The sequence below is a fragment of the Phenylobacterium sp. genome, assembly GCF_036501465.1.
Classification (GTDB): Bacteria; Pseudomonadota; Alphaproteobacteria; order Caulobacterales; family Caulobacteraceae; genus Phenylobacterium.
Genome location: NZ_DASYAF010000058.1, coordinates 1 through 11,681, shown reverse-complemented (window position 1 = coordinate 11,681; position 11,681 = coordinate 1). Strand labels below are relative to the sequence as shown.

14 protein-coding genes are annotated in these 11,681 nt (G+C 70.8%); 10 read left to right on the top strand and 4 right to left on the bottom strand.

What is annotated here, in order from left to right; translation table 11 throughout:
• Positions 1 to 267 precede the first annotated feature (267 nt).
• Positions 268 to 852, bottom strand: a complete 585-nt coding sequence (locus VGL85_RS05975; protein WP_331587011.1) for an OmpA family protein — start codon at positions 850 to 852, stop codon at positions 268 to 270.
• Entirely contained in the window at positions 849 to 1,283 is a 435-nt protein-coding gene (locus VGL85_RS05970; protein WP_331587008.1) for a FecR family protein, read from the bottom strand. Before VGL85_RS05970 ends, VGL85_RS05975 begins: the two co-directional genes overlap by 4 nt.
• 69 nt (positions 1,284 to 1,352) lie before the next feature.
• Here VGL85_RS05970 and VGL85_RS05965 point away from each other — a divergent pair, with 69 nt between their 5' ends.
• On the top strand, positions 1,353 to 1,745 hold the full coding sequence (locus VGL85_RS05965; protein ID WP_331587006.1) for an ATP-binding protein: 393 nt from the start codon (positions 1,353 to 1,355) through the stop codon (positions 1,743 to 1,745).
• Here the strand turns inward: VGL85_RS05965 and erpA are convergent.
• Positions 1,729 to 2,061, bottom strand: coding sequence for an iron-sulfur cluster insertion protein ErpA (gene erpA / locus VGL85_RS05960; RefSeq protein ID WP_331587004.1), 333 nt, complete (start codon positions 2,059 to 2,061; stop codon positions 1,729 to 1,731). The genes VGL85_RS05965 and erpA overlap by 17 nt on opposite strands.
• A 105-nt stretch (positions 2,062 to 2,166) precedes the next feature.
• On the opposite strand from erpA, the gene VGL85_RS05955 reads away from it, so the two are divergent.
• On the top strand, positions 2,167 to 3,345 hold the full coding sequence (locus VGL85_RS05955; protein ID WP_331587003.1) for a deoxyguanosinetriphosphate triphosphohydrolase: 1,179 nt from the start codon (positions 2,167 to 2,169) through the stop codon (positions 3,343 to 3,345).
• Positions 3,346 to 3,458: 113 nt separating this feature from the next.
• On the opposite strand, the gene VGL85_RS05950 is transcribed toward VGL85_RS05955, so the two are convergent.
• Positions 3,459 to 4,835, bottom strand: a complete 1,377-nt coding sequence (locus tag VGL85_RS05950; RefSeq protein ID WP_331587002.1) for an aspartyl/asparaginyl beta-hydroxylase domain-containing protein — start codon at positions 4,833 to 4,835, stop codon at positions 3,459 to 3,461.
• Positions 4,836 to 5,034: 199 nt separating this feature from the next.
• Between VGL85_RS05950 and VGL85_RS05945 the strand changes: the two genes are divergently transcribed.
• The 8 genes from VGL85_RS05945 to serS form a co-directional block, all read left to right on the top strand.
• Positions 5,035 to 5,949 carry an SPOR domain-containing protein gene (locus VGL85_RS05945; protein WP_331587000.1) on the top strand — a complete coding sequence of 305 codons (915 nt, stop codon included), beginning with the start codon at positions 5,035 to 5,037 and terminating at the stop codon, positions 5,947 to 5,949.
• Positions 5,950 to 5,959: 10 nt separating this feature from the next.
• Entirely contained in the window at positions 5,960 to 6,985 is a 1,026-nt protein-coding gene (nagZ, locus tag VGL85_RS05940; protein ID WP_331586998.1) for a beta-N-acetylhexosaminidase, read from the top strand.
• A complete protein-coding gene (locus VGL85_RS05935) occupies positions 6,982 to 7,818 on the top strand; it encodes a ScpA family protein (RefSeq protein WP_331586996.1) in 837 nt (278 codons plus the stop codon). Before nagZ ends, VGL85_RS05935 begins: the two co-directional genes overlap by 4 nt.
• Positions 7,815 to 8,459 (top strand): SMC-Scp complex subunit ScpB, encoded by a 645-nt coding sequence (scpB, locus tag VGL85_RS05930; RefSeq protein ID WP_331586993.1) that lies wholly within the window; start codon positions 7,815 to 7,817, stop codon positions 8,457 to 8,459. Before VGL85_RS05935 ends, scpB begins: the two co-directional genes overlap by 4 nt.
• Positions 8,460 to 8,573: 114 nt before the next feature.
• Positions 8,574 to 8,828, top strand: a complete 255-nt coding sequence (locus VGL85_RS05925; RefSeq protein ID WP_331586991.1) for a twin-arginine translocase TatA/TatE family subunit — start codon at positions 8,574 to 8,576, stop codon at positions 8,826 to 8,828.
• Between the two features lie 84 nt (positions 8,829 to 8,912).
• Positions 8,913 to 9,536, top strand: a complete 624-nt coding sequence (gene tatB / locus VGL85_RS05920) for a Sec-independent protein translocase protein TatB (RefSeq protein WP_331586988.1) — start codon at positions 8,913 to 8,915, stop codon at positions 9,534 to 9,536.
• Positions 9,533 to 10,444, top strand: coding sequence for a twin-arginine translocase subunit TatC (gene tatC, locus VGL85_RS05915; RefSeq protein ID WP_331586986.1), 912 nt, complete (start codon positions 9,533 to 9,535; stop codon positions 10,442 to 10,444). Before tatB ends, tatC begins: the two co-directional genes overlap by 4 nt.
• Before the next feature lie 79 nt (positions 10,445 to 10,523).
• A partial coding sequence (serS, locus tag VGL85_RS05910; protein WP_331586984.1) for a serine--tRNA ligase occupies positions 10,524 to 11,681 on the top strand: 1,158 nt, incomplete at its 3' end.

Here is an 11,681-nt window from a genome sequence, read left to right as displayed (position 1 = left end):
TCTCCCAAGCGCGGCAGCGCTGTGGGAGAGGCCGGGAGAGGGCGGCGCGGCCGTCAGATCACCCGCTGGCTTGGACCCGATCATCCTTAAAGCGCCAACGGGTCCAAGGATGCGGCGGCTCAAAACGCCGGCGCCGCCCTCGCCCGGCCTCTCCCACGATGCTGCCGCATCTGGGAGAGGAGCAAACGTCCGCAACGGGTCGATAGCGGTCATAGCCCTTACGCCTCGAAGTGGACGCGGACCGCCGCCAACTTACTGGCGCGCACCCTAGCGGACGGTGATCTCCACGCGCCGGTTCTTCGGCTCGTCGGTTCCCGGCGGCGTCTGCACCAGAAGTTCGCGCATGCCGCGGCCCACGGCGCGGCTGATGGCCGGGTTCAGCCCCTGCTTGATGAGCTGCTGGCGGATGTCCTCGGCGCGGCGCTGGGACAGGCTGTCGTTGTCCTCGGCCTTGCCGACGGTGTCGGTGTGGCCGGTGATCAGCACCTCGGCCCCCGGCCGCTTGGCCAGTTCGTCGAACACCTGCTTCAGCTCGGCCTCCGACGCTGGCGTGAGCGTGGTCAGCCCCTCCATGAAGTAGAGGGTGAAGTGGGTCGGCGGCGGCGGCAGGGTATCGGTCAGGGCGGCGTACTTCGCAGGATCCACCGCCGTCGCGGCGACCTTGCCCCCGAGCGCCGAGGCGGTGTTCGCCGCGGTCAGCGAACCCTTTTCGGCGCCGGTCTTGGGATCGAAGATCGCGACCGCGCCCACGGGCGCGCCGTTCTCGCCCGGCAGCAGCGTCACCGCGCCACGGGTGGTGGCGCAGGCGCAGAGCAGGACGGCCGGGATCAGCAGGACGAGGATGCGCTTCACGGCACATCCACCACGAAGCGGGTGCCGCGCGCGGCCAGCAGCGAGGTGGGGGTCTTCACCTTCATGGCGTCCTTGTTTTCCTTGGCGATCTGGCCGGAGACGATGGCCAGGGAGCCGCGGTCCACCTGGGTGAGGGAGCTTCCCTTGTGGGTGGTGTCGTCGAACTCGAACTCCGCCAGCGAGACCCGCGCGTTGGGGCCGATGGCGAAGCGGCTGTTGTCGATGAAGGTGATGCCGATGCGGCCGTCCTTGCCGGTGGTCAGCACGTCCTTCACCGAAAGCGTGGCGCCGGGCGTGGCGGGGATGGTGGCCCCGGCGCGCACGATGGCAGCCTGGCCGGCGACCGTCTTGATGCGCCCGATGTCGGCCGCCAGGGCCTCAGTCGACACGATCCCCGCGATCAGCAATCCTGCCGCGACAAGCTTGAGCATCCCCACCCCCGAAACCCCAATAGGCGGACTGTCATAGCAAAGCTGTCGGCCAACGCCGAGACCTCTCCCGTGAGGGTTGTGCGCCTGGCGGTCGGGCCGGGGGCGGCGGGGCGCGCCCTGGTCGTCGCCCGCGCCTTCGCCGCCGCCGCGGACCTGGGCGAGGCGGCGGCCGACCAGCTGGCGGTGGTGGTGGAGGAGTGCGTGGTCAACATCGTCGAGCACGGCCGTCCGGCGTCGCGGACCCGCGTGGTGGTGCGCCTGTCGATGGCGGCGGCGGGCTGCGTGCGCCTGGCGTTCAGCGACGCCGGCGTGGCTTTCGATCCGCGCGCCGCGGCGACGGCCGAGCCGAACCTGGAGCGCGGCGGTGGTGCGGGCCTGGCACTGATCAAGGCGTGGTGCGAGATCGAGGCCTATGAGCGGCGCGCGGGCCGCAACCGCCTGGTGCTCAGATCGAGAAGCTGACGCCGCAGCCGCAGCTGGTCTTGGCGTTGGGGTTGCGCACCCGGAACTCGGCGCCGGCCAGCTCGTCGACGAAATCGATCTCCGAGCCCTTCAGCAGCACCAGCGACATCTCATCGACCAGGGCGGCGGCGCCATCGCGCTCGATCCTCAGGTCGTCCGGCTGGGCGGCCTCGACCAGGTCGAACTGGTACTGGAAGCCGGAACAGCCGCCGCCCTCCACCGCCACGCGCAGCATCAGCGGCTTGCCTTCGGCCTGGCCGATGGCATGGATCCGCTGGGCGGCGGCCGGGCTGAGCGTGAGGTCGGTCGTGGTCATGGACGTTCGAAGGGACGCATAAGGGCGGTTAGACGAATGAAAGGCCTGCACTATATGAGGGCGCTCGCGGTCATCACCAAGTGGCCGCCCTTATAGATGGATTTGATGGCCGAAACCCTTCCGAGCCGCGCGCCCTACGCCGAGGACCCCGCCCGTTCGCGGGGCCGCAAGGTCGAGGAGCCCGAGAGCCGCACGCGCACGCCCTTCGCCCGCGACCGCGACCGGATCATCCATTCCACCGCCTTCCGCCGCCTGAAGGAGAAGACCCAGGTCTTCGTGGCGCACGAGGGCGACCACTTCCGCACCCGCCTGACCCACAGCCTCGAAGTCGCCCAGATCGCCCGCTCGCTGGCCACGGCGCTGGGTCTCGACCCTGACCTCGCCGAGACGATCGCGCTCGCCCACGACCTCGGCCATCCGCCCTTCGGCCATGCCGGCGAGGATGAGCTGCAGATCCAGATGCAGGGGTTCGGCGGCTTCGACCATAACGTCCAGACCTTCCGGGTCGTCACCAAGCTGGAGCGCCGCTATCCGCGCTTCGAGGGGTTGAACCTCACCTGGGAGACCCTGGAGGGCGTCATCAAGCACAACGGGCCGGTGATCGATAAGCTGGAGAAGCCCTCCTGGCGGGCGATCGCCGAGTTCGACGCCGACTACGACCTGCGGCTGTCCGGCTGGGCGTCGGCCGAGGCCCAGGTCGCCGCCCTGGCCGACGACATCGCCTACAACAACCACGACGTGGACGACGGGGTGCAGGCCGGCCTGTTCAATCTCGAGGAGCTGGGTTCGATCCCGCTGATCGGGCCGTACGTGGCCGGCGCGACCGCGGACTATCCCACCGCCGAGGCGCGCATCCTGCGCCTGGAAGCGGTGCGCCGGATGATCGGGGCCATGGTCGACGACGTGCTGGCCGAGACCCGCCGCCGCGCCGCCGCCGACAAGGTGGGCTCGCCCGAGGACGTGCGGAACCTGGGCCACGCGCTCGTCGCCTTCTCCCGCGACATGGCCGAGGACCTCTCGGCGCTGCGCGCCTTCCTGATGGAGAAGATGTACCGCCACTGGCGGGTCAACCGCACTCGCAGCCAGGCGCGCCGCATGCTGGCCGAGATGTTCCAGCTGTTCATGGCCGAGCCGGACGTGCTGCCGGCCGAGTGGTACGCGCGCACCCACGCCCGTGACGAGGCGGGCAAGGCGCGGGTGGTCTGCGACTACATCGCCGGCATGACCGACCGCTACGCCATCGAAGAGCACCGCAAGCTCTTCCACCTGGATTCACTGCACTAGGAGTCTCCATCTCCCCCGAGAGCGCAGCGCCGAGAGGGAGAGGATAGGGAGAGGGCCGGCGCCGGCGTCTCCCTATCCTCTCCCTCTACGCTCCGCGTTGGGAGAGGAGATTTTCAGAGGTATGACGGCAGGGATCCGTAGAACTGCTCGACCCCGGTGGTCAGCGCGCTGACCATGGCCCGCTCGGCCTCGCTGACGTGGGGGTTCCAGATATCGAAGATCAGCACCGCGCGGTGGTCGTCGCTGTCGTTCCAGGCCTCGTGCTCGATGGTGTCGTCGAAGACGAAGGCCTTGCCGGGCTCCCATTCGCGGCTCGAGGCCCCCACCCGGAAGCCGCAGCCGCCCGGCACGATCAGCGGCAGGTGGCAGATCAGCCGCGCATTGTTCACCCCGGTGTGCGCCGGGATGCGGGTGTGTGGCTCCAGGATCGAGAACACCGCCGTGGGCGCCGAGCCCGGCAGCTCGCATTTCGGCCAGTTCGCGAGCGCCGCCACCGTCTTGGGGCAGCGGGCCATGTTCTCGGCCTGCGCCTCGCCGGCCTTCCAGAGGTAGAAGACGCCCCAGCTCTTCGAATTGTTCAACTTGCGCCACTTCTCGTCCGGAGTGGCCGAGAGCGCGATATAGGGCTCCAGCACCGCTTGGCCGTCGGCCAGCACCTCGACCAGTTCACGGCGGATGTCGTCGCTCGCCGCCTCGATCTCGTCCAGCCAGGGGAAATCGGCGCGGTCGTAGAACTCGATCGCCGGCAACTCGGGCACATAGAGAAAGGTCGGCTGCGGGCGGAAGACGCGTCGCCTGCCGAGGAAGGTGGACAGCGACTTGTCGAACCGCGCGGCGGACTCGCCGGCGAACTGCGCGCGCGTCGCCTTGAGATGGCCTTCCAGGAAGCTTTCCAGCGCCTGGGTGTTGGCGTCGACGACCCGGCGGGCGTGGTCGACGATGCTGCGCATCTCCATCGGGATCTGGACGCCCGGCGGGATCAGCATCAGCACCTTGCGATAGGTGGCGGCGGCCGTGCGGCTGTCCTGGCGCGCTTCGTACAGGCCCGCCGACTGCAGCAGGGCCCGCATGTTGGTGGGCTCCAGAGCCAGGGCCCGGTTGAGCGCGTCCAGCTCCTCGTCCTGACGCTTCAGACCGCGCAGGGCGGTGGCCAGGTTCAGCCACGCCGCGGCCAGCTCCGGGTTCGCCGCCAGCGCCTGGCGGGTCAAGCCTTCGGCGGCGGCGAAATCGCCGGCGCTCAGCCGCCGCATGGCCCGCTCGTTGAGCACCAGCGGATGTTCCGGCGCGAGGTTCTCGGCCTGGCGCAGCAGGCCGTCGGCGTCGAAGGTGCGACCCGCCGCCATGGCCTGGCCGGCCGCGGCGATCAGCTGGCGGACACGCTGGTCCTCGGGGCTCGTGGCGGCGGCCGGCTGACGAACGCGCTGGTCCTCTGCCGGAGGCATGGCGGGCGAATCCCAAACGATGAGCTGCGGGTGGTCGTCGGTAGCCATTATATGTTTCTTATATGTGTCTCGCTGGGCCTGGTCGGCGCGGTTGGCCGGTTCCTGCGGCTTACCTCATTTCGGGCGCAGTCCACCCACAGGAATCCCGACTGTCGGCGGTTGGCGGGGCGCAGGCTCGGTTAGACTGGCCGTTCCACGTGCGATTCGGCCTATCCCAAGCCGAGGCGCGGCCAAGCGGGAGCCTTCGATGTCCGATCACGAGCGCGGCGCTTACACGCCCCCGACCGACGCGCCCCTGGCGTTCGACGCGCGCCAGCCCGTGCGCGGGTCGCGGCCGCTGCCCTTCACCCTGATCATCTCGGTGCTGGTGCTACTCGCCGTGGCGGGCGCGATCGTGCTGTTCTACAGGAACGGGGTGCGCCAGGCGGGCCAGGCGCCGCAGGCCGTGGGCCAGCCGGTGGCCGGCATGAAGGCCCCGCCGCCCGCCGACGCTCAGCCGCAGGATCCCGCCGCCGGCCTGCAGATCTACAAGACCGAAGGCGGCAAGGCCGCGCCGTCCGACGCGATCACCCCGAAGTTCGCGCCGCCGCCGGAGCAGCCGCAGGCCCGGGGCGCGCCCACCGCGCCGGTGGTGGTGACCCAGGTTCCGCCCGCCCAGCCGGCGCCCGCTCAGCCCGCGCCGGCCTTGCGCCCGGCGATCCCGGCCCAGCCGCCGGCCGCCGCCGCGCCCGCCAAGCCGCCGCCGGCCACGACCCCGCCGAAGCCGCAGGTCATCGCCAAGGCCGAGCCGCCGCCGGCCAAGGTCGCGCCGCCCGCCGCCAAGGCTCCGGCGCCGGCCAAGACCGAAGCCGCCAAGCCTGCGCCCAAGGCGGAAGCCAAGGCCGGGAAGCCTGCCGCCCCCGCGCCCGCGGCCAGCAAGGCCGGCGGCGCGGCGGTGCAGATCGGCGCTGTCTCGTCCCAGGCCCTGGCCGACAAGGCCTGGAGCGACGCCGCCGCCGTCGCGCCGGGCGCGGCGGCCGGCAAGGGCAAGTCCATCGAGAAGGTCGACAAGGACGGCAAGACCCTGTTCCGCGTCCAGGTGACCGGCTTCGCCGACCGCGCCGCCGCCACTGCCTTCTGCGACAAGCTGAAGGCCGCCGGGAAGGCCTGCTTCGTCAAGTGAGCGCGCCCAGATGAGTGTGACGGCGGCCATCCTCGGCTGCGCGGGCCCGACGCTGTCGGCGCAGGAGAAGGCCTTCTTCCGGCGGGTGAAGCCCTGGGGCTTCATCCTCTTCAAACGCAACGTCGAGGCGCCGGACCAGGTGCGCGCCCTGATCGCCGCCCTCCGAGAGACCGTGGGCCGCGCCGACGCTCCGGTGCTGATCGACCAGGAAGGCGGGCGCGTGCAGCGTCTGGGCCCGCCGCATTGGGGCCGCTACCCGCCGGGCCGCGCCTTCGGCGACCTGAAGGGCAACGACCCGCTGCTGCGCCGCGAGATCACCCGCCTGGGCGCGCGCCTGATGGCCCATGACCTGGCGGCGCTGGGGATCAACGTCGACTGCGTGCCGGTGCTGGATGTGCCAGACCCGAACGGCCACGAGATCATCGGCGACCGCGCCTATGGCCGCACGCCGGGCGAGGTGGCCCTGCTGGGCCGCGCCGCCGCAGAGGGGCTGATCGCCGGCGGCGTCCTGCCGGTCATCAAGCACATCCCCGGCCACGGCCGCGCCATGGCCGACAGCCACCTGGAATTGCCGGTCGTCGACGCCCCGTTCGAGGACCTGGACGCCGCTGACTTCGCGCCCTTCCGGGTGCTCTCCGACATGCCCATGGCGATGACCGCGCACGTGATCTACACCGCCGTGGACAGGAAGCGCCCGGCCACCACCTCGAAAAAGGTGATGCGCAAGGTGGTTCGCGGCGCGATCGGCTTCGACGGCCTGGTGATGAGCGACGACCTTTCCATGAAGGCGCTGAGCGGCGACTTCACCGAACGCGCCCAGGCCAGCCGCGCGGCCGGCTGCGACGTGGTCCTGCACTGCAACGGCTCCATGGACGAAATGGCCGCGGTGGTCGCCGGCGCGGGCCTGCTGAAGGGCAGGGCCGCGGCGCGGGCGGCGGCGGCGCTGGCGCGGCTCGCCCGGGCGCCGGAGCCGTTCGACGCCGCCGAGGCCCGGGCCCGGTTCGACGCGGCGTTCGACGGCAGGTTCGCAGCATGAGCGGCCCCTTCCAACCCAACCTCGACTTCGCCGCCGCGGCCACAGCCGCCGAGGACGGCGAGGCGCTGATCGTCGACATCGACGGCTTCGAAGGCCCGCTGCACGTCCTGCTGGCCCTGGCCCGCAGCCAGAAGGTTGACCTCACCCAGCTGTCGATCCTGAAGCTCGCCGAGCAGTACCTGGCCTTCGTGCAGCAGGCGCGGAAAGCCCAGTTCGCGCTGGCCGCCGACTATCTGGTGATGGCCTCCTGGCTGGCCTACCTGAAGTCGCGCCTGCTGCTGCCCAAGCCCGAACAGCCCAAGGGCGACGAGGCGCCGGCCGAGGAGATCGCCGCGCGGCTCGCCTTCCGCCTGGCCAAGCTCGACGCCATGCGCAACGCCGCCGAAGCCCTGCGCACGCGCCCGCAACTCGGCCGCGACGTCTTCGCCCGCGGCGATCCCGAGGCGATCAAGGTGATCCCGTCCGGCCGCATCGATGGCGACCTCTACGGTCTGATGAGCGCCTACATCGCCCAGCGGACCAAGGAGGCCAGCCGCCGCTACACCCCGGCCATGCCTCAGGCCTATCCGCTGGAGGAGGCGCGCGATCGCCTGCGCCGCCTGCTGCCCGAGCTGGGCCGCTGGACGCCGCTGGCCGGCGTGGCGCCGCTCGGCCCAAGCGGGGGTTCGGGCGGGCAGGGGCCTTCGCGGGCCTCTTACGTGGCCTCGACCCTGTCGGCCGGGCTTGAGCTGGTGAAGGAGGGCGCGCTGGAGGCCCGCCAGCTCGAGGCCTTCGCCGACATCTATCTGCGCACCCGCAAGGACCTGGGCGGCGCGAAGGCGGGGGCGGCATGAGCGACGTGGCCTATACCGAGCGCGAGGTGGAGGCGCTGCTGTTCGCCGCGGCCGGGCCGCTGAGCGACGCCGACCTCGCCAAGCGCCTGCCGGAGGGCGCCGACGTGGCCGGCGCGCTCGTCGTCCTGAAGGAACGCTACCGCGGCCGGGGCGTGGAGCTGGTGGAGGTTGCGGGCCGCTGGCGCTTCCAGACCGCCGAAGACCTGGCCTGGCTGATGACCGACGAGCGCGAAGAGCCGCGCCGCCTGTCCCGGGCCGCCCAGGAGACGCTCGCCATCATCGCCTACCACCAGCCGGTGACGCGGGCCGAGATCGAGGCGGTGCGCGGGGTCCAGGCCAGCAAGGGCACGCTCGACGTGCTGCTGGAGCTGGGCCTGGTGCGCATGCGCGGGCGGCGGCGCACGCCCGGGCGGCCGATCACCTACGGCACCACCGACGCCTTCCTGGAACACTACGGCCTGGCCAATCTCGGCGACCTGCCCGGCGCGGCGGAGATGCGCGCGGCGGGCCTGCTGTCGCTCGACCTGCCGGCCGACTTCGCCGTGCCCGATCCCAATGCGCTGGCCCTGGACGAGGACCCGCTGGAGGACGGCGACCAGCCGGAGTTCCACACCGACTTCCTGGGCGAGGAAAGCGCCTGACCGCTCCGGGCGGCGCCCCGCGGAATGTCGCGTGGCGCGCCGCCCGAAGACCGACTATATAGCCCCTTCAAGACGGGTCGCCGGGGCGCGACGAATTAGGAGTTCTGCGACGCCATGGGCGCTCTTTCGATTTGGCACATCCTGCTGATCGCCGCGGTGGCGCTGCTGCTGTTCGGCGGTCGCGGTAAGATTTCCAGCGTGATGGGCGACACCGCCAAGGGCATCCGCGCCTTCCGCGAGGGCCTGAAGGGCGAGGACGAGGCGCACGAGGAAGAGGCCGCCGAGCCGGCCAAGCCGCTGCCGAAGTCCACGGCCGCGAAGGGCGCGACCAAGACCGCCTCGCGCTCGACCTCGAAGTCGAAGGCCTGATTTCCCAGGCCGATCGCCCGCCAAACCTTCACCATGGCCGGGGCCTGTTTCCATCGCGCCTGAAACCGCGCTAAGCCCACGGCCATGTTCCTCGAAGGCAAAGCACTCGAATTCCTGATCGCCGCGGTCGTGGCCCTTGTGGTCGTCGGTCCGAAGGATCTGCCGATCCTGCTGCGCAAGTTCGGGCAGTTCATGGCGCGCGTCCGCGCCATGGCCGCGGAGTTCCGCGCCAGCTTCGACGAGATGGCCCGCCAGTCGGAGCTCGACGAACTGCGCAAGGAGGTCGAGGCGATGCGCCAGGGCCAGCTGGCCGACATCGCCGCCCATACGACGTCGCCCGAGATGACCCAGACCTTCAACGAGATCAGCCAGGGCCTGAGCGACGTCGGCGTCTCGCTGGACCAGCCGGTGGCCTATCCCTACACCCCGGCCCAGACCGAGCACGTGGACATCACCCCAGCCAAGCCGGCCCGGAAGGCCCGCGCGAAGCAGCCCGCCGCCAGGGCGAAGGCCGCCGGCGGCGCGAAGCGCGGCCCCGCGAAGACGGCGACCGCGACGGCGGCCAAGGCGAAACCCGCGCCCAAGGCGCTGGCCGCCAAGGCCGTGCCGCCGGCCAAGCCGAAGGTCGCCGCCAAGCCGGCCGCTAAGGCGGTTTCGGCCAAACCCGCGGCGGCGAAGCCGCGCGTCCGGAAGGCGAGCGTCTCGTGAGCGAAACCACAGACGACGAAATCGAGGCCTCGCGCGCGCCGCTCCTGGATCACCTGATCGAGCTGCGATCGCGGTTGATCACCTGCCTCGTGGCGCTCTTCGTCGCCTTCGTGTTCTGCTACATCTTCTCCAAGCAGGCCTATCAGTTCCTGATCCATCCCTTCGCCGTGGCGTCGAACCTGCTGGCGGTGCGCGCGCAGGACGCGAGCGCCAACGCCCATGGGCTGGGTGCGCTCACCGCGCCCTTCGTCCAGGCGAAGGGCATGTTCGAGGTGCTGGCGGGGATGAAGTCGCTGCCGCCCGCGCCCGGCGGCGTCACCGAGCTGATCTCCACCGCGCCGCTGGAGCAGTTCTTCACCTATCTGAAGCTGTCGGCGCTGGGCGCCGTGGCGCTCAGCTTCCCGGTGCTGGCCCAGCAGGTCTACGCCTTCGTGGCGCCCGGACTCTACAAGAAGGAGCGGCGCGCCTTCCTGCCGTTCCTGATCGCCTCGCCGGTGCTGTTCGTCGTCGGCGCGGCCCTGGTCTACTACATGATCCTGCCGTTCGTGCTGTGGTTCTCGCTGAACCAGCAGATCGTCAGCACCACCGGCATCTCCGTGAAGCTGATGCCGAAGGTCTCGGAATACTTCGACACGGTGACCACCCTGTTGCTGGCGTTCGGCCTCTGCTTCCAGCTGCCGGTGATCCTGACGCTGCTGGGCATCGCGGGCCTGGTGAATTCCAAGATGCTGATGGCCGGCTGGCGCTTTGCGGTGGTGGGCATCGTGGTGGTGGCCGCGATCATCACCCCGCCGGACCCGATCAGCCAGCTCTGCCTCTCGTTCCCGATCGTCGCGCTCTACTTCGTCTCGGTGGGCTGCGTGAAGCTTGTGGAACTGCGCCGCAAGGACGAGGACGCGGCCGCCTAGGGCCCATCCGGCGCTCCGCCTTGGCGCGCGCGCCAACGCGCTCTAGAGAGGGGCCGCTTCCAACCCCCAAGCGGCGACCATGCACGACATCCGAGCCCTGCGCGAAAACCCCGAGCCCTATGTCAAAGGCTGGGACGCGAAGGGGCTGTCCGGCGCCGCCCTGGTGGCTGAGATCACTGCCCTGGACGGGACGCTGCGCGCCGCCCAGACCGGCTGGCAACAGGCGCAGGCCGAGCGCAACGAGGCGTCCAAGAGGATCGGCCAGGCCAAGGCGGCCAAGGACGAAGCGCTGGCCCAGAGCCTGATGACCCAGGTCGAAGGCCTGAAGGCCACGCTGGAGACCGCCCAGGCTGGCGAACGCGAGGCCGGCCAGGCGCTGAACGACCTGCTGGCCGGCCTGCCGAACATCCCCGCCGACGACGTGCCGGCCGGCAAGGACGAGCACGACAACGTCGAGGTCCGCCGCTGGGGGACGCCGTTCGCCATCGCCAAGCCCCGGGACCACGTCGACCTGGGCGAGAGCCTGGGCCTGATGGACTTCGAGGCCGCCGCGCGGATGAGCGGCGCGCGCTTCACGGTGCTGAAGGGCGAGCTCGCCCGGCTGGAGCGCGCGCTCGGCCAGTTCATGCTGGACCTGCAGACCCGCGAGCACGGCTACCTGGAGGTCTCGCCGCCGCTGATGGTCAACGATGCGGCCGCCTACGGCACCGACAAGCTGCCGAAGTTCGCCGACGACCTGTTCCGCACCACCGACGGCCGCTGGCTGATCCCCACCGCCGAGGTGCCGCTGACCAGCATGGTCATGGGCCAGATCGTCGCCGAGGAAGAGCTGCCGATGCGGCTCACCGCCTTGACCCCCTGCTTCCGTTCGGAGGCCGGCGCTTCGGGGCGCGACACCCGCGGCATGATCCGCCAGCACCAGTTCTATAAGTGCGAGCTGGTCTCGATCACCACGCCCGAGCAGTCGGCCGCCGAGCACGAGCGAATGGTGGAGTGCGCCGAGGCGGTGCTGAAGCGGCTGGAGCTGCCGTTCCGCACCATGCTGCTCTGCACCGGCGACATGGGCTTCGGCGCGAGGAAGACCTACGACCTGGAGGTCTGGCTGCCGAGCCAGGCGACCTACCGCGAGATCAGCTCGTGTTCGAACACTGGCGACTTCCAGGCGCGGCGCATGGACGCCCGCACCAAGGCGGCCGGCGAGAAGGGCACGCGCTTCGTCCACACCTTGTACGGCTCG

Excerpts from the sequence above, each read along its gene's own strand:
- VGL85_RS05970 (WP_331587008.1), bottom strand. The coding sequence starts at position 1,283 with ATGCTCAAGCTTGTCGCGGCAGGATTGCTGATCGCGGGGATCGTGTCG.
- erpA (WP_331587004.1), bottom strand. The coding sequence starts at position 2,061 with ATGACCACGACCGACCTCACGCTCAGCCCGGCCGCCGCCCAGCGGATC.
- VGL85_RS05955 (WP_331587003.1), top strand. The coding sequence starts at position 2,167 with ATGGCCGAAACCCTTCCGAGCCGCGCGCCCTACGCCGAGGACCCCGCC.
- VGL85_RS05950 (WP_331587002.1), bottom strand. The coding sequence starts at position 4,835 with ATGGCTACCGACGACCACCCGCAGCTCATCGTTTGGGATTCGCCCGCC.
- VGL85_RS05945 (WP_331587000.1), top strand. The coding sequence starts at position 5,035 with ATGTCCGATCACGAGCGCGGCGCTTACACGCCCCCGACCGACGCGCCC.
- nagZ (WP_331586998.1), top strand. The coding sequence starts at position 5,960 with ATGAGTGTGACGGCGGCCATCCTCGGCTGCGCGGGCCCGACGCTGTCG.
- VGL85_RS05935 (WP_331586996.1), top strand. The coding sequence starts at position 6,982 with ATGAGCGGCCCCTTCCAACCCAACCTCGACTTCGCCGCCGCGGCCACA.
- scpB (WP_331586993.1), top strand. The coding sequence starts at position 7,815 with ATGAGCGACGTGGCCTATACCGAGCGCGAGGTGGAGGCGCTGCTGTTC.
- VGL85_RS05925 (WP_331586991.1), top strand. The coding sequence starts at position 8,574 with ATGGGCGCTCTTTCGATTTGGCACATCCTGCTGATCGCCGCGGTGGCG.
- tatB (WP_331586988.1), top strand. The coding sequence starts at position 8,913 with ATGTTCCTCGAAGGCAAAGCACTCGAATTCCTGATCGCCGCGGTCGTG.